At 41.4% G+C, this 17,242-nt stretch carries 14 protein-coding genes; 1 reads left to right on the forward strand and 13 read right to left on the reverse strand.

All coding sequences use genetic code 11. From position 1 onward, the window contains the following. Nucleotides 1–47: 47 nt before the first annotated feature. The 13 genes from HMPREF1019_RS01785 to HMPREF1019_RS01845 all read right to left on the reverse strand — a co-directional run bounded on the left by HMPREF1019_RS01785 (nt 48) and on the right by HMPREF1019_RS01845 (nt 16,657). Nucleotides 48–1,370 carry a nitrate- and nitrite sensing domain-containing protein gene (locus HMPREF1019_RS01785; protein ID WP_009293957.1) on the reverse strand — a complete coding sequence of 441 codons (1,323 nt, stop codon included), beginning with the start codon at nt 1,368–1,370 and terminating at the stop codon, nt 48–50. Between the two features lie 294 nt (nt 1,371–1,664). Next, entirely contained in the window at nt 1,665–4,232 is a 2,568-nt protein-coding gene (locus tag HMPREF1019_RS01790) for a molybdopterin-dependent oxidoreductase (RefSeq protein WP_009293959.1), read from the reverse strand. A 10-nt stretch (nt 4,233–4,242) separates the two neighbouring features. Beyond that, a complete protein-coding gene (locus tag HMPREF1019_RS01795) occupies nt 4,243–4,818 on the reverse strand; it encodes a cytochrome c (RefSeq protein ID WP_002942837.1) in 576 nt (191 codons plus the stop codon). Between the two features lie 97 nt (nt 4,819–4,915). After that, on the reverse strand, nt 4,916–5,338 hold the full coding sequence (locus tag HMPREF1019_RS01800; RefSeq protein ID WP_009293960.1) for an EamA family transporter: 423 nt from the start codon (nt 5,336–5,338) through the stop codon (nt 4,916–4,918). Between the two features lie 51 nt (nt 5,339–5,389). Further along, on the reverse strand, nt 5,390–6,313 hold the full coding sequence (locus HMPREF1019_RS01805; protein WP_009293961.1) for a Dyp-type peroxidase: 924 nt from the start codon (nt 6,311–6,313) through the stop codon (nt 5,390–5,392). 23 nt (nt 6,314–6,336) lie between these two features. Beyond that, nucleotides 6,337–7,032 carry a DUF4230 domain-containing protein gene (locus HMPREF1019_RS01810; protein ID WP_009293962.1) on the reverse strand — a complete coding sequence of 232 codons (696 nt, stop codon included), beginning with the start codon at nt 7,030–7,032 and terminating at the stop codon, nt 6,337–6,339. 57 nt (nt 7,033–7,089) lie between these two features. Continuing rightward, nucleotides 7,090–7,923 (reverse strand): MBL fold metallo-hydrolase, encoded by an 834-nt coding sequence (locus HMPREF1019_RS01815; RefSeq protein ID WP_009293963.1) that lies wholly within the window; start codon nt 7,921–7,923, stop codon nt 7,090–7,092. 94 nt (nt 7,924–8,017) lie between these two features. Continuing rightward, the gene (gene ilvA / locus HMPREF1019_RS01820; protein WP_009293964.1) at nt 8,018–9,229 is read right to left on the reverse strand and encodes a threonine ammonia-lyase; all 1,212 of its coding nucleotides are present in this window, start codon (nt 9,227–9,229) and stop codon (nt 8,018–8,020) included. 14 nt (nt 9,230–9,243) lie between these two features. Continuing rightward, nucleotides 9,244–10,353: a tRNA (uridine(54)-C5)-methyltransferase TrmA gene (gene trmA / locus HMPREF1019_RS01825; RefSeq protein WP_009293965.1), complete on the reverse strand. Its 1,110-nt coding sequence runs from the start codon at nt 10,351–10,353 to the stop codon at nt 9,244–9,246. 2 nt (nt 10,354–10,355) lie between these two features. Next, entirely contained in the window at nt 10,356–12,059 is a 1,704-nt protein-coding gene (locus tag HMPREF1019_RS01830) for a Na+/H+ antiporter NhaC family protein (protein ID WP_009293966.1), read from the reverse strand. A 9-nt stretch (nt 12,060–12,068) separates the two neighbouring features. Continuing rightward, on the reverse strand, nt 12,069–12,815 hold the full coding sequence (locus HMPREF1019_RS01835; RefSeq protein ID WP_009293967.1) for an SDR family NAD(P)-dependent oxidoreductase: 747 nt from the start codon (nt 12,813–12,815) through the stop codon (nt 12,069–12,071). Nucleotides 12,816–12,823: 8 nt separating this feature from the next. Next, nucleotides 12,824–14,035 (reverse strand): ankyrin repeat domain-containing protein, encoded by a 1,212-nt coding sequence (locus HMPREF1019_RS01840; protein WP_009293968.1) that lies wholly within the window; start codon nt 14,033–14,035, stop codon nt 12,824–12,826. A gap of 36 nt (nt 14,036–14,071) precedes the next feature. Continuing rightward, nucleotides 14,072–16,657, reverse strand: coding sequence for a bifunctional aconitate hydratase 2/2-methylisocitrate dehydratase (locus HMPREF1019_RS01845; RefSeq protein ID WP_009293969.1), 2,586 nt, complete (start codon nt 16,655–16,657; stop codon nt 14,072–14,074). A gap of 122 nt (nt 16,658–16,779) precedes the next feature. On the opposite strand from HMPREF1019_RS01845, the gene HMPREF1019_RS01850 reads away from it, so the two are divergent. Continuing rightward, nucleotides 16,780–17,238: a methylated-DNA--[protein]-cysteine S-methyltransferase gene (locus HMPREF1019_RS01850; protein WP_009293970.1), complete on the forward strand. Its 459-nt coding sequence runs from the start codon at nt 16,780–16,782 to the stop codon at nt 17,236–17,238. Nucleotides 17,239–17,242: the final 4 nt, after the last annotated feature.

The following is a 17,242-nucleotide window of genomic DNA, read 5'->3' on the forward strand; positions in this document are numbered from 1 at the left end:
ATATTTCAATGCCTAGTGAGTTTATACCACTTGCTATCTTACCATCATCATCTAAGTCTTTTTGTAAAGTCTTGGTTTTTATAAGTGTTAAGTAGATCAAGTACATCTTTGCCATTACTTGAGATTGCATTTTTAAGAGCAAGTTGTAGATCTTTAAATGTGCTTTTTAGTTGATTTAGAGCTGGGTTATTAGTATCTGCTTCTAGGCTTGCTTCATAGTTGCCATCTTTTATCTCATTTACAAAGGTGTTGGCTTTTTGGATGAAAGCATTTTCATTTTCTTTAGCTGTTCTAATCTTTTCAATATTTTCATCTATCAAAGCTGCCATTTGAGAAATTTCATCTTTACCTTTAATATTTAAAAGATGCGCACTATTTGTCTTATTATTTAAAAAGTCAAAGAAATCTTTTAATGAATTTTTAGTTAAGTCAATGCCTCTTATTATATTTTTGCCAACAACAAATGATATAACAAGCAAAATCAAAATAGCAATGCCAAGCAAAATACCGACAAATACGGCTCTTTGTTCAGCCGCTGCTTTATCTTGTATAGCTGTGGCTTTCATATTATTTAGTAGATAAAGTTCATAATCTCTAAATTCATCTATAAGTGTAGTAATAGTACCAAACCAAGCTTTTGCATCTATCTTTGCAGCAGTTTCGTCTTTATTTGCAATAGCACTACTGATTATGTCATCAATGCTTTTATATTCATTTGTATCAAGCACACTTTCTTTAAATTTCGGATAAGACTTAGGATTAAATTTCTCGAAATCATTTATCAAGTTAGAGATTATTGCATGATATGAAACTAGATTTACATAAGCATTTTCATTCATGCTTTTTTTGATAAACACTACATTCATCATAGCTCTTGTGATACCAAAATACTCTTTTATTTTTGAAATAGTCAAAATTCTTGTTAATTCATCTTTTAGGTCGGGTTGTGCTTGTTCACTTTGAGCATTTGCATTTATAAGTGTAAGTGCAATAACTTCATTGAAATTTTTAAGCAATGAAGCATCACCACCAGCATCTATTTTTGATCTTGTATCAACTACTTTTTGCATTACCTCATCTTTGTTGATAAGCCTAGGCATAATAGCATCAACTTTTTCTCTTTGAGCTTTTAAAACTTCAGCTGAACCTGGTGCTTTGCTAATGAATCCTCCACTATATCCACGCTCCTTTTGAAGTTCATGTATAAACTCTCCTTGTAGAGTAATATTCTCAACCATTTCAACACTTTTTGAAGCTGCATTTCTAGTGTTTAAAAGTCCATTTAGAATATATACACTTGCAACTACTAAAAAAACTAAACCTAAAAAAGATATCAAAGATATCTTAAATTTTATACTTAACCTGTTCATCCCTTAAATTTGTCCCTTCCTGCTGTTTTTAATTTTTGTATAAATTTTGCAAATTAGATCAGTAAAATTACCGACATAATGTTTTTGAAATATGGTATAGATTTTGAATAATTAGCTCGACAACCTTGTCTTTTAAATAGTTGTAGTTTGCCTTGTACCTCATCTCAACACTCCTTGTGAAATAAAATTTACGGAATTATAGGACTTCAAATATAAATTTAAGCTTTTTGTAAATAGAAAATTTACTTTAGAATTTTAAGTATGAAAGCAGGAGATCACTCCCCTGCTTTGAAATTATTTAGAAAATTTTGGCTCAGAAAACGCTGTAAGTTTTGGCGCTTCATCGCCTTGATATTTTCTGATATTTACAAGAGCTGTGTGGCTGATGTTGCCGTTTGCTAGCTTACTTGTTGGGATATCTATGGTTAGCACGTTTGCAGAGCCGTTTTTGCAGATGCCACTATCAAAGCCGTCATACCAAGCGCCCTCAGCTAGTTTTACAACGCCCTCTTTGATGTTTTTAGTCACATACGCACCTGCTAACACCTCGCCACGAGCGTTAAATACACACACCAAATCGCCTGTTTTTACGCCAAGCTCTTTTGCATCATTTTCGTTTATCCACACTGGCTCGCGGTTAGCGATAGCATACTTCTCACGAAGTGAAGTTTGGCTTAGCTGTGAGTGCAAGCGGTCAGTTGGGTGAGCGCTTATCATGTGGTATTTTGCTGGTTTGTCTTTCATGCCTAGCCACTCGATCGGCTCAAACCAAGTTGGGTGCGCCTTGCAGTCATCATAGCCCATTTTCTCGATCGTATCTGAGTAAATTTCGATAAGACCGCTAGGCGTTCCAAGAGCGTTTAGCACAGGATCTTCTCTAAACTCGCCAAGTCTTACCCAATTATCACTATCTTGAGATGAGGCAAATGTGACTGGTTTGTTTTCATTCCAAAACTCTTCAAATGGCTTCATGTCGCTTGCAAGCTCAGGGACCGCTTTTACTTGAGCGTAGGCTGCGTCATAGTACTCTTTGATCCAGTCAAATTCGTCTTTGCCGTTATCTGTGTAGGCAACGACTAAATTTTTAGCATAAGCCTTGCAAAGATCAGTGAAAATTTGATAGTCATCTTTTGCTTCGCGGTATTTTTCAACGACTTGTTTCATCGGCACGATGTTCATGTTTGAGTAGTCCCCTGTCATCGTGATGTCGTTTCTCTCATACTCTGTTGTGACTGGAAAGACGATATCAGCCATCTTAGCTGTTGGTGTCCAGTAAGCTTCGTGAACGACTACGGTTCTAGGCTTTCTCCACGCTTTTAAATTTGTATTAGTATCTTGGTGATGCACAAGTGGGTTGCCGCCGACCCAGTAGATAAAGTCGATGTCTGGGTAGGTGATCTTTTTGCCGTCGTGATCTATCACTTTGCCAGGGTGAAGCAACGCATCAGCTATACGAGCTACTGGGAAGGCATAGTTGGTTGCTTTTTGTAGCCAGCTTTGACCTGTGCCTGCTACTGCGGCTGCTTTTGCGACGAAGCGACCATGTTTGTCAAATTCGCCCGTATCAGTGCCGATAAACTCGCCTTTTTCGTTAAATTTACCCACACTTGCGCTATTTACGCCGCCGATGACTGCGCCTTTGCATGTTGGTGCGCCGCCGTTTGAGTAATGGTAGCTTAAGCCAAAGCCTCCACCTGGTAGGCCTATCTGACCGATCATAGAAGCTAGCGTTACCATCGCCCAGTGTGGTTGCTCGCCGTGGTGAGCGCGCTGCATACCCCAGCCACTCATTAGCATCGTGCGGTTGCTTACAAATGTATCAGCTAGCTCTTTTAAAGTATCTTTGTCGATACCACAAATTTTACTCGCCCACTCTAAATTTTTAGGAGTGTTGTCTGTCTTGCCAAGTAGATATGGGAGGAATTTATCAAAGCCATAAGTGTAGTTTTCGATAAATTCTTTATCGTATTTGCCACTTTCATATAGGTAGTGCATCATGCCTAGCATCATTGCTGTGTCGGTGTTTGGCACTGGAGCGATCCACTGAGCTTTGTCGAAGTATTGTGCTGTTTCAGACCTGATAGGATCGATCACGATCACTTTGATATCTTTTTTGTTTTTTAGCTCTTCAAGGTATTTAAAGCCTTGCTCATCAGTCGCTGTCCAAGCTATGCGAAGTGTCGCAAGTGGGTTTGCGCCCCAGATGACTACGACTTTTGAGTTTTCTAGCACTACTGGCCAGCTAGTTTGCTGCTCATAGACCTCGATACTACCCACAACGTGAGGCATGATGATCTGGCTAGCGCCTGTTGAGTAGTCGCCTAGCGAGCCAACAAAGCCACCACTAAGGTTCATAAATCTATGAAGTAAAATTCTTGAGTTATGCACATTGCCGCTTGATTTCCAGCCGTAACTGCCTGCAAAAACGCTTTGTAAGCCTTTTTGCGCTCTTGTTTTTTTAAGCTCTTTAGCAACTAGCTTGATCGCCTCTTCGTAAGGCACCTCGACCCACTCATCAATGCCACGAAGCTCTGGTTTTGGGCTATCTGGGTTTTCAAGGTAGCTCTTTCTTACCATTGTGTGCTTGATACGACTTTTGTAGATCATATCTGGTGTGTAGTGTTGAAGTGGGTTGTAAATTTCACTTGTCTTTTGGATAGGCTCTGACTTTACAGCGATGCCGTTTTTAGTTGTCACTTTTAGCATGCCCCAGTGAGCAGCCGTAAGAGTTTCGCCATTTTTTACAACGCCCTTTTTAACCTCATCAGCAAACAAATTTGAAGCTGTTACGCCTGAAAGTAAAGGTGTAGCTGCAAGCGCTGTTGCACCTTTTTTTAGAAAATCTCGTCTGTTCTCGTTCATCGTTTTCTCCTTATTTGCCTAAATTTACGTCAGATGAGTGTTTTTGTAGGTACTCGATAACTAGCCACTCGTCTTTTTTCTCTATTGCAGTTCTGCCGATCATTGATTTTAGAAGTGACGGCCATTGATTTGCGTTAAAGTGCGTAGTTTGAGGCAACGCATGGCAAACGCCACAGCTCTCTTTATACATCTTATCAGCTTTTGCAAACATCGCATTTACATCGGTGCTAAAGCCATCTTTTTGAACAAAAACTGTCGTTTCCACCTCGTTCCATTTGCCGTTTTTGCCCTCTTTTATCACTTTGATATCAAAAGGTGCAGTTTTTGCAAATGCTACTGAGATGATCCTCGCGCCATCAGCAAAATAAACTACGTTGCTAACGGCTGGGTTTTGATAGCCTTTTACTTTTATCTGCGCTCTGTCGCCACTTGTTTGTAAAATTTCAACTGCGTTGGTTGGTAGCAGCCTGCCTATGCTCTTAGCTGAGTTTGCGTCAGCATATACGTCCTTTACGACATCTGTGTAGTTCATACCTGCACCAAATGCAGCACAAGCTACGATGGCTGATAGAATAATTTTTTTCATATTTCTCCCTTCAAAATGAAATTGTCAAATTCTAGAGGCTTTTTGATTAATTACAAATTAAAATTAAAAATATACTTTAAGAATAACGCAGAAAATTTTATTTAAAAATGAGTAGAAACACGCCAGATACGATAAGGCAAACAGCTAAAATTTCTTTTAAATTTAGCCTCTCACCAAGAAATATTACAGCCAAAATGATAGCCAGCACAACGCTAAATTTATCAACCAGCGCTACCTGATAGATTTTACCTGCTTGCATAGCTTTAAAATACATGAGCCACGAAAGCCCAGTAGCCATGCCACTTAATATAAGAAATAGCCAGTTTTTAGGGCTTAGAGAGCTTAGCGGTTGCCATTTTTTAGCCACACTTAAAAGCAAAACAAGCATAAAAACGACAACGACCGTTCTTATAAATGTCGCAAAATCGCTGTCGATATCTTTTACGCCTAGCTTTGCAAAGATCGCTGTAAGCGCAGCAAAAACAGCCGAAAGAGCTGCATAGATAAACCACTCTGGCATCTTTATCCTTATAAATTTAAAGGGGCAAATTTACTTCGCCCCAAGCTAAATTTATCCCTCGTAGTCACCAAGCATATCAAGCGTAGGAGCAAAATATAAAGCCCCAGTTACTGGCGTACTAAAGTCAAGTAGCCTATCTGAGTTGCCTTTTGGCTCGCCGATAAACATCTTTTTAAGCATAAGCTCAACCGTTGAAAATGTGCTTGCATAAGCGATGAAGTAAGTGCCTGTTTTGCTGCCTTCAGTAAATGGCATATTGCCGCGCACGACCTTTTTATCGTCGCCGACATTTGCAGCAGCTGAGTGTGAATTTGTAGGTTTTACGCTCTCGTCCATCTCGATGTCATACTCTTTTGAGCGGCCTATAACCTTTTCTTGCTCGCTTACGCTTGTGGCGTTCCACTCTTTCATTTTGTGGAAGTATTTTTGGACAAAAACGTAGCTACCACCTTTAAATTTAGCGTCCTCTTTGCCGACTTTTGCAAAAAGGTCTCTATCTTCGCCATCAGGGTTTTCAGTGCCATCTACAAAGCCGATGATAGCCCTGCCGTCGTGGTACTTAAAGCCTTGAGTCTCATCTGTAAGCTCTGCAAATTTAAACAAAACTTCTTTGATATTTTGCGCCATGTCAAAGCAGTCAGCCGCATTTAGCGCGCGGATGTGGATGTGGATATCGCCCTTTGTGCTAACAGCCTCGTGTTTGTCGCCTTTGATCGCTTTAAAATTTACAAGCTCTTTTGGTAATTCTTTTGAAATTTCAAGCTTTTTCCAAGCATCATGACCCACGCCAAGGACGCAATTTACATTTTCATTTGCGCCAAATCTAACTTTAGCAGTTTTGTTTAAATTTACAACCAAAGCACAAAGCTTAGCAAAGCCCTCTTTACATGCCTTTTTGTCGCCTTTTAAAACCCATGTTTGAAAGACTGTGTTATTGCCAGGTGCTTGTGTGACCTCTTGTGAATTTACACTCATTTTTTCTCCTTTAAATTTTGTTTTTATGCTATGTTTTCTAAATTTAGTTGCTCGTTGATCTGCTCGTCGCTATCGTCAAAGACAAACTCGACCTTGTTTGCGCCAAAGCTCTTAGCTATCGCTTCAAGTGTGTCACGAGCTGATTTGTGAATTTTACTTTGAAGCTGCGAGATAAGGCGAACGCTCATCTTTTTGACTTCATTTCTAGCCTCTTCGATTAGCCTATTTTTATCTTCTTCTGTAAAAGTGCTACCAAAAAAGCCATTTAGCGAGTCAGGCAGCAAAAATGGTATAAATTTGCCGTTTTTTTCGTCGTAAAATTTCATATCTGCGATTGAAAATTTATACTTACATGGAGGCATTTTTATCTTGTAGCTAGAGTTTGCGATCTGCATGATCTCGAGCTTTGGACTGGTTAAATCGTAGATGAAATTTATCTCAAACTCAAATATCATCGAAAGCTTCTTTTCGCTTACCAGCCACCTTAGATACTCTTTGCCAAAATTTCCAAACGCATGATCTGTCTTTGTGACGATCTCTTTGCTATATACCTGAAAGACAGATAGCTCACCGATGCTTTTAAGCTGCGAAATTTCAGTGCTGACTGAGACATTTTCGCTACCATCTTTTGCCTTTTTTAGCGCCTTGTTTGACCTATAAAATGCAAATGCCAAAATAGCTAGCAAGATAGCTAATATCAAATTTGCGTATTCGCTCATATTTTCTCCTTTAAAGCCCGCATTTTATCCTAAATTTGTAAAGCAAAAGAAATTTACTCACTCTGGCAAGGTGATGGGGCTCTTATAAGGCATGTGAGCGCCTACTATCTTCGTAGTCTCGTCCTCCAAGCCATCAAGCACCTTTTCTCTCGTTTTAGCAGCTTGGGCTGGATCTATATCATAAGTGATAGATATGCTTGGCTCGACCTCTTGCACTGCTAGGACGTGAAGAAGGTCAGCTATAAAGATGATCTTGTCGTTATCTGACTCAAAGCTTATCATGTTGTGCCCTGGAGTGTGACCGTAGGCTGGGATAGCCATGATCTTTAGCGCCCCGTCAAATAGCGGCTTTTTATGATCAAAAAAGCTCTTATCGTCTTTATAAAGCGATAAAATTTCTTTTGTCCTCTCATCTTTGCCCTTCATCCAGTAGTCCCACTCTTTTTCATCTATAAAAAGCTTGGCGTTTTTAAATGTCTTTTTGCCGCCGTCTATGAGCCCACCTATGTGATCAGGATGAGCGTGCGTGATGATGACGTAGGTTAGATCCTCTGGCTTTATTTTGCCAAAAGTTTGCAGATCATACTTTAAAACCTCCAAGCTATCTTCATAGCCGCTATCTATGAGCGCCGTGTAGTCATCGCACTTTGCAAACATTACGTTGTGTTTGTTTGGTAAATTTTTAGTATTTGCCACAAGCTCTTTTTGCGCCTCATCTTTGGCTATTAGCTTATCTACTGGCGCGTCAGTCGTCTTTAGTGAAAATACATAAAGCTTGCATCCGCCCATAGCTCCTATCCATACTTGATCGTTTTGTTTGCTAACCACCTCATCATCGGCACAAAAAGCCAAAGTGCAAAACAACGCAAGGCTTAATAAACTCTTTTTCATATCCCGTCCTTGAATAAATTTGCGAAATTTTAGTCCTGTAAATTTAATGAAAAATAATGCTCGCTACACTTTAAAAGGTAGCGAGCTTGTAAATTTAGAAGAGTTGAGTGAAAGAAAAGCCGTTTTTATTAAGTGTATCTTTGATCTTTTCTTGATGCTCAAGACCCTTTGTCTCAAGCGTGATCGTGATGCTTGCATCGCCGTAGTCAAGCTTAGTAGAGAAGCGGTCGTAGTCGATCTTGACGATATTTGCATTTGCTGATTTAAGGCTGTCAGTTAGACTCATTAGCGCTCCTGGCTTATCTACAAGTGTGATTTGCAAGGTCATCTTGCGGTGAGACTTGATAAGACCCTTTTCGATGATGATAGAAAGCACCTGAACATCGATATTTCCGCCACTTAGCACCACGCCTATCTTTGCACCTTTTTTAAATTTGATCTTATCATGCATAAGTGCTGCCACGCCAGCTGCGCCAGCTCCCTCAACTACGATCTTTTGCGTCTCTAGCAGAAATAAAATCGCAGTTGCGATCTCCTCATCATCGACCTGCACAAACTCATCCACACACTCAACGATATTTTTAAGCGTTATCTCGCTCGCATCACGCACAGCGATACCATCAGCTATGGTGCGAACTGACTTTGAGTTTATGCTCTTTTTAGCGCCGTAGCTATTAAACATCGCTGGAGCGCCCTTTGCACCGACGCAAACGACTTTAGTTTTTGGATTTACTTGTTTTATACAGCTTGCCACACCGCTAGCTAAGCCACCGCCACCAACTGGCACTACAACCATATCAAGGTCGCTTATCTCATCAAGCATCTCAAGACCCACAGTGCCCTGCCCTGCCATGACGTACTCATCGTTAAATGGATGAACAAAGGTCATATCTTTTTCTTTGGCGTAATTTACTGCAAATTCATACGCCTCATCAAAGTTATCACCTTTCAAGATCACTTCAGCGCCAAGATCCTTTGTGCCAGCTACCTTTAGAAGCGGGGTTGATTCTGGCATGACGATGCAAGCGTGCACGCCAAATTCTTTTGCGCTTATCGCCACGCCTTGAGCGTGATTGCCAGCGCTTGCGGCCACGACGCCACGTTTTCGCTCCTCCTCGCTTAGGCTAGCTATTTTATTGTAAGCGCCTCTTATCTTGTAAGCTCCGGTTCGTTGTAAATTTTCCTCTTTTAGATAGACATTTGCGCCTAAAATTTTGCTAAGTTTTGCACTTAACGCAAACGGAGTTTTATTTACAAAGTGACCGATCGTTATCTTTGCTTGGATTATTTTGTTTAATGAGACCATTTTCAACTTTCCTTTTATAATTTATCTTTTGCCTCTAGTAGCACGCCACACTCGATGTGATGAGTGTTGGCAAACTGATCAAAGAGCGCAAATTTTATCACTTTATGGCTTTTAGTAAGCTCATTTAAATTTTCTTTTAATGTATCTGGGTTGCATGAGATGTAGATGATGTTTTTGAAATTTCTAATGAAATTTATGACGCTTTCACTAAGTCCTGCGCGTGGCGGATCAACAAGGACGTGCGAGAAGTTAAAGTCGTTTAAGCTTATATCTTTTAGCCTATTAAACTCCCTAACGCCAGCAAATGCGCTCATCAGCTCATCAGCGTCCATTCGCAAAAATTTGATATTTTCTGCCCCATTTAGCTCGCAGTTTTTAAGGGCATTTGCGATCGAGCTTTTTGAAATTTCAGTGGCAAGCACGTTTTTAAATTTAAACGAAAGCGGGATAGTAAAATTCCCATGTCCGCAGTAGAGCTCCAGCAGGTCAGCGCCACCCTCTACACACTCTTTTGCCCAAGCTATCATCTTCTCATTTACCGCTTTATTTGGTTGGATAAAGGCATTTTCACTTAGGCTAAATTTATAAATTTGCCCATCAACATTTAGCTCATCAACTAAATTTAGCTCGCCACTTAGCAGTTTTTGACCACGTGATCTAGCTAGGATCATCACATCAAGCTTGCTAGCTAGAATTTTCATCGCCGCTTCAAACTCACTATCAAGCTTTTTGTGATAAAGAAGCGTGACTAAGGTGCCGCTTTTACAGGCGATAAACTCCACTCCAAAGAGCTTTGTTCGCAAAATTTCATCATCTTGCAAGCTCTCAAGTAGCCTTGGCATGAGAGTCCCAATTTGCTCACAAACCTTTGGGCACTCATCTATGAATACCTTTTTGCCTTTTTCGCTAGCGTGCATCGTATAGCTAAGCTTGCTACCCTCGTGCCAGATGCCAAACTCAGCCCTAGTGCGGTAGTGCTTTGGGCTTGAGCTAAAAAGATCAAATTTACCCTCGTAAAAGTGGGAGAAATTTTGCTTGATAAGATCAGTTTTAAATGAAATTTGCTCACTATAAGGGGTAAAAAGAGTGCATGATCCGCACTCTTTTAGGTATTTGCAGTCCAAATTTATGCCGCTTTCTCTTCGACTTTTTTACCGGCAAATCTAACCAAAGCCCAGATCGCTAAAAATCCGCAAGGAAGTGCGATCCAAACGCTAAGACCAAGTGCTACTGGCAAGTAGCCAACAAGCACACAAACCGCACAAACGCTAAGTGCGTAGATCATCTGCGTTGAGACGTGATCGATGTGGCTACATCCTGCGCCCATTGATGAAAGTATCGTAGTATCAGAGATCGGCGAGCAGTGATCACCAAAGATAGCGCCAGTTAGAACGCTTGAGATATTTACGATCATATAAGCGTGCATCGCATCGCCATCTAAGCCGTAGTTTTTGCCCACTGCATAAGCTAGCGGAATAGCAAGAGGCATCAAAATGCCCATTGTGCCGTAGCTGGTGCCTGTTGAGAAGCTGATAAATGAGCCAAGGATGAAAACAGCCACTGGCAAGATAAATTTAGGCGTTGAATCACTTAGCAAATCAACCAAATATCTTGAAGTGCCAAGCTCTTTTATAACCGCACTAAGGCTCCAAGCAAGAAGCAAGATAACAACCGTGATGATCATAGTTTTCCAGCCCTTTACCCACGTGCTAATAGCCTCTTTTACGTCAAAAATTTTGCGCCAAACGCCCATGACGATAGCTACTATACTAGCGAGCAATGCTGCTTGAAATAGCGATGTAGCAGAGTCAGCTGCGCCAAAGGTATCTTTAAATGTTGAAAACGAAAGTGGATTTGCAAGTGCATTTTTAAGAGTATCGCCCTCAAGTGCAGCAAGACCGCTAAAATAAAAGCTAGTAAATGCGCCGATAACTAGCACAAGAAGCGGCACTATCGCATTTGAAGCGCTTAGTTTTACGCCCTCTTTTGGCTCAAGAGTTTTATCTTCAAGGTCTTGAATTTGAGTTTTACCTGAGTGAAGCTCGCCTCTTCTAGCGCGTCTTTCAGCTGCTAGCATAGGGCCATACTCGCGTTGCATCAAGGCTGTGCAGACGATGAAAAACAAGATAAAGAGGTTGTAAAATCTATATGGAATGGTCTCGATAAATATAGAATAAGCGTTTATGCCTGTCTCGCCGATTAGCTCGTAGCCCTTTTCAATGAGCGAAACCTCAAGTCCGACCCATGTAGAGATGATAGCAATACCTGCAATCGGTGCTGCAGTAGCGTCGATGATGAAGGCTAGCTTTTCGCGGCTGATTTTAAATTTATCGCTTATTGGCCTCATGATAGGGCCAACGATTAGGGCATTTGCGTAGTCATCGAAAAATACAAAAATACCCATAAGCCAAGTTGAAATTTGAGCTGAAACGCCAGTTTTTGCCTTTTTGCTAAGCCAAAGAGCAACCGCTTTTGTGCCGCCCATCTTTGTGATAAGTGCGACCACGCCGCCTATACAAAGCACTTGAAGCAAGATGCCAGCATCGGTGCTATCAGCCATCGAGTCAACGACCCTTGAAACGATGCCTGTAAAGCCTTTGATGATGCCCATAAAGACATTTTCATTAACGATATTTATAAGAAAAGTTCCACTAAAAACACCGATAAATAGTGACAATATAACGTCTTTTGTGATAAAAGCAAGCGCTATGGCCACAACTGGCGGTATAAGCGTGAAAACGCCGTAAATTTGTGCGTTTCTTTTGGCGACTTCTGGATCAACTCCAAAAAGTACGGCACTAAAAAATAGTAACAATAAAATTTGTCTCACATAAACTCCTTAAAATTTTTCTATCGCAAGTCCAGCCCAAGTCTGCGTATTTGCCATGACTTCGACCCTGTTTATATTTACACTCTCAGGCATATTTAGGCAGTTAAGCAAAATGGTCGCTATATCCTCAGACGTGATGAAATTTGTGTTTTCATAAAGACTATCCGCCTTTGCCTTATCTCCTCTAAATCTAACCTCGCTAAATTCAGTCTTGCAAAGCCCTGGCTCGATGTTTGTCACCCTTATATTTGTACCAACTAGATCGTTTCTTAAATTTAGACTAAACTGCTTTACAAAGGCCTTTGTGGCACCATAAACGTTACTGCCAGGATATGGCCACGAGCCAGCTGTTGAGCCAAGGTTAAAGATATAGCCCTTTTCTTGCTTGTAAAGTAGTGGCAAAACGGCCTTTGTCGAGTAGATGAGACCCTTTACGTTGGTGTCTATCATCGCCTCAAAGTCCTCCACTTTCGCATCTATCGTCTTTTCAAGTCCAAGCGCCATGCCAGCGTTGTTTACAAGCACTTCGATGTCTTTAAATTTATCAGGCAGGCTATCAACTGCGTCAAAAACAGCCTCTTTATCGCGTATGTCAGCTACGATGATATGCGTATCGCCAAGCTCACTTGCAAGCTTTTTTAGTCTATCTTCGCGCCTTGCAAGAGCGACTATCTTGTAGCCCTCTTTTGAGAGTCTTCTAGCGATCGCCTCGCCAAAGCCAGATGTAGCGCCTGTCACAAAAGCTGTCTTTTTCATATCTCTTCCTAATTAAAATTTGGTTTTAAACCAAGCTCTTCTAAAAATTTAATATTTTTTTCGTTTTTATCTTTAATCGCATAATCAAGCGCGTTAAATCCGGCATCATCAGTGGCGTTCATATCAGCGCCGTTATCTATCAAAAGCTTTAAAATTTCTGGCGTCGCGTGAGCTGCTGCGTGCATAAAAACGCTTCTATTTGTATGCTCCAAACCGCACGTATCTTCAACCTGCGCTTGACCAAAATTTATCATATTCATCTTAGTATTTTCATCTATGTAGCTCTCGTTCGCATTTGCTCCGCTCTTTAGTAAAAGCTCACAAAGCGCCTTGTCATCAAACTGCACAGCGTAAAAAAGCGCGCTTTTGCCAAAGAAATTTTTGTGATTTACGTCGGCTCTGTTTTTTAGCAAAAGCTTAACGTTTTCTATATTTTTAAGGGCAAAAAATAGCGGCGTCTCATCGCCTAAATTTACGTCAGCCCCGCGCCTTATGATCTCTTCTATCATCTCGCTACTTTTGTCATTTAGCAATGCGATATCAAGTAAATTTGTAAGCTCTGCGGTGGTGAAATTTTTAGAATAAAGCAAATTTGCAAGCTCGTCTTGGCTTAGCTTTTGAGCCATCATCTTTTGCTCAGAAGTTAGAGTTTTTGCCTTATTTACCTTCTTGCCCACACTAAAGCTTAAAAACTCATTTATCACGCTAGTTGCGTAGTAAGCAGCACTTGCACTATCAACGCCTAAAGCCTCATAAAATTTAACCAGCGGAGTTTGAGCGTTTTTATAAGCTTCGCTGAATTTTTTATATTTTAAAAAGTTAAACAAGCTCTCATTCGCCCAGTATCTAAAATACTCCATCTGAGCGTCTTTTTGAGCCTCGGCCGCTTCTGGCTTTGCAAGCTCTTTTTGATAGATTTCAGGAGCGAACGAGGCTTTTAGCAATATCCATCTAAATTTATTTAAATTTTCTCTATAAACGCCCTCGCCAACGCAGCTTTGAGACTCGCTTCTAACAGCCACGCTCGCATCAAAAAGCTCTTTTACCTCTTTTAAATTTAAAAGCGAGCCATCGCAATAAAATAGCCCTTCATTCGCATAAGCAAGCTCATTTGGAGTAGTTTTAAAGCTCTCTTTTTTAGCAAGATCACTACACTCTAATGCGTGTAAATTCAGAAAAAGAAAACTGCTAAAAAAGAGAAAAAAAGCTACTTTTTTCATCAAAGCTCCTTAAAATTTCGCGATATTGTAACAAATTTATATACTAAACTCGCTTATTTCATTAAAATTTAGGTATTTATAAATTTGATCTTTGTTTAAACTAAGGCTATCTCTTACTATCTTTTTATACTCGCTAACGCTTGGCAAACGCCCTAGCAGCGCGCATACAGCGGCTAGCTCGGCACTTCCTAGATAGACCTTTGCGCCCATGCCCATTCTGTTGTCAAAATTTCTAGTCGATGTCGAAAAAACGACGGCATTATCGTTCACTCTTGCTTGATTACCCATGCAAAGCGAGCAGCCTGGCACCTCTGTCCTAGCCTCCAGCCTCTTAAATATCTCATAAACGCCCTCATCTTCAAGCGTCTTTTTATCCATCTTAGTTGGCGGCGCGATCCAAAGCCTAGTTGTAAGCTTGCTCTCACGCTCTAAAATTATAGCAAGCGCCCTGTAATGCCCGATATTTGTCATACAGCTACCCACAAAGACCTCGTCGATATCGTGCGCTCTTTTGCTATCAGCTAAAATTTCACTTAGCGTTGCCACGTCGTCTGGGTCGTTTGGACAGGCCAAAATCGGCTCATCTATCTGCGACAAATCAATCTCTAAAATTTCAGCATATCTTGCGTCCTTGTCGGCTCTTAAAAGAGTTGGGTTTTCTAACCATTTTTGCATCTTCTCTTTTCGTCTAGCAAGCGTCTCATGGCTCTCATACCCTGCTTCTATCATAGCTTCTATTAGCGCAACGTTTGAGCGAACGTACTCCGCGACGCTATCAACGCTTAAATTTACCACGCAAGCAGCCGCCGAGCGCTCAGCCGAAGCATCACTTAGCTCAAACGCCTGCTCCACTTTTAGACTCTCAAGCCCTTCTATCTCTAAAATTTTGCCCGCAAAAATGTTCTTTTTGTTTTTCTTTTCAACGCTTAAAAGCCCTTTTTTGATAGCAAAATAAGGTATCGCATTGACAAGATCACGAAGCGTCACACCCTCTTTTAGCTCGCCTTTAAATTTGATCAAAACTGACTCTGGCATATTTAGCGGCATCATACCAAGAACCGCCGCAAACGCCACTAATCCACTGCCCGCTGGAAAGCTAATGCCAATAGGAAATCTCGTGTGACTATCGCCGCCAGTGCCCACCGTGTCAGGTAAGACCATGCGGTTTAGCCACGAGTGGATGACGCCATCGCCTGGCTTTAGGCTCACGCCGCCACGTAAATTTATAAATTTAGGCAAGCTCTCGTGCATCAAAAGGTCGCTTGGCTTTGGATAAGCAGCTGTGTGGCAAAAGCTTTGCAAGACAAAATCCGCCCCAAAACTAAGGCTAGCAAGCTCTTTTATCTCATCTCTAGTCATGGGCCCTGTGGTGTCTTGCGAGCCAACGGTCAAAATTTCAGGCTCCACGTATGCCCCAGCTCTCACGCCAGCCTTGCCACAAGCCTTGCCGACCATCTTTTGAGCGAGCGTATAGCCACCGCCTAGCTCTTTTGGCTGATCTGGCTTTATGAAAATTTGCTCCTCGCCAAGCCCCAAGACCTCTCTAGCCTTTTTGGTCACTTGCCTACCTATCATCAAAGGTATCCTGCCGCCTGCTCTTATCTCGTCGCTTAGGGTGTTTGGGCTAAGTTTAAAATTTGCCACGAGCTTTTTTTCATTGCCTGCGAGCTTATAAATTTCGCCTTTAAATGGATAAATCTCTATCTCATCGCCCATTTCTAGCTCATTTACGTTTGCAACTATCGGCAGTGCGCCACTATCTTCGGCGGTGTTAAAAAATATCGGAGCTATGGTCGTGCCGATCACGATGCCGCCCGTTTTTTTGTTTGGCACGCCCTCTATCTCATCGCCAAGGTGCCACTGGATAGAGTTTATACCACTCTTTCTGCTGCTGCCAGTGCCGACTACGTCGCCAACATACGCCACGCTCTTGCCAAGGCTTTTCAGCTCTTTTAGGATTTCTAGCCCTTCAGGCATCTTTTTAACAAGCATCGCCTTTGCGTGAAGCGGTATATCAGCCCTTGTATAGGCCTCGCTTGCAGGGCTTAGATCATCTGTATTTGTCTCGCCAGGCACCTTAAAAACCACTGCCTTTATGCACTCACTAAGTGGCTTTTTATGCGTAAACCACTCCGCGTTTGCCCAAGAAAGAAGTACCTCTTTTGCAAATTTATTGCTATTTGCTAGCTTTGCTATCTCATCAAAATGCTCATGCACCAAAATAATATTTTTTAGCTCGTTTGCAGCAGCTTGCGCGATAACATCATCGCTATTTTTTAGCGCTCGCACCAAAATTTCTACGTTGTATCCGCCAAGCATCTTGCCTAAAATTTTAATGGCACGAACCGCATCAAGCCCGTCTATCTTAAGCCCGTCTATCACCTCTCCAAGAAATTCCGCCTTTATCTTTGCCGCGTCATCAACGCCAGGATTTACGCGGTTTGTGAGCAAATTTATAAGAAATTTTAGCTCATTTTGCGCCTTCTCATTGCCGCTAGAGTTGCCAGCAAGTCTCATTAGCTCACAAATTTCGCTTGTTTGCTTGGCATTTAGCGCAAGCGGTGGCACGCCCTCTTTTTCTCGCTCACTCACGTGTTTTTCGTAGTCGGTAAAAAAGCTCATAAATTTCCTTTGTGATTTTGCTCGTTTTTAGTCTAAAATCGCTGATTTTGCTTGCATTTTATCAAAAAGCAAAACAATCTAAAGTAAAATTTGCCCAAAATTTCAAATTTCAAGGAGCAAATGTGTCAAAAGCCTACCTAAAATCGCCCATTGGAATTTTAGAGATCGTTGCTAGTGAAAATGGAATTTGCGAGATAAATTTTGTAGATAAATTTGAAAAAGTAGCGGTAAAAGATGAAAATTTAAAGCTTTGTTTAGATGAGCTGGAAGCCTATTTTAAGGGCGAGCTTAAAAAATTTAGCGTTAGACTTGATGTAAAAACGACCAAATTTAGAGCTAAAATTTATGACGTTTTACAAAAAGTGCCATACGGCGAAACGACCACATACGCAGCTCTTGCACTTGCTGCAGGCCATAAGAACGCTTACCGAGCAGCAGGCTCAGCAAATGCCAAAAACCCACTGCCTATCATCGTCCCTTGCCACAGGGTGCTAGCCAGCAGTGGCCTTGGTGGCTACTCAGGCGGCGAGGGTTTGCCAACTAAAATTTGGCTACTAGAACACGAAGCAAAGCATAAATAAGCCA

This window comes from Campylobacter sp. 10_1_50 (assembly GCF_000238755.1).
GTDB lineage: Bacteria > Campylobacterota > Campylobacteria > Campylobacterales > Campylobacteraceae > Campylobacter_A > Campylobacter_A concisus_R.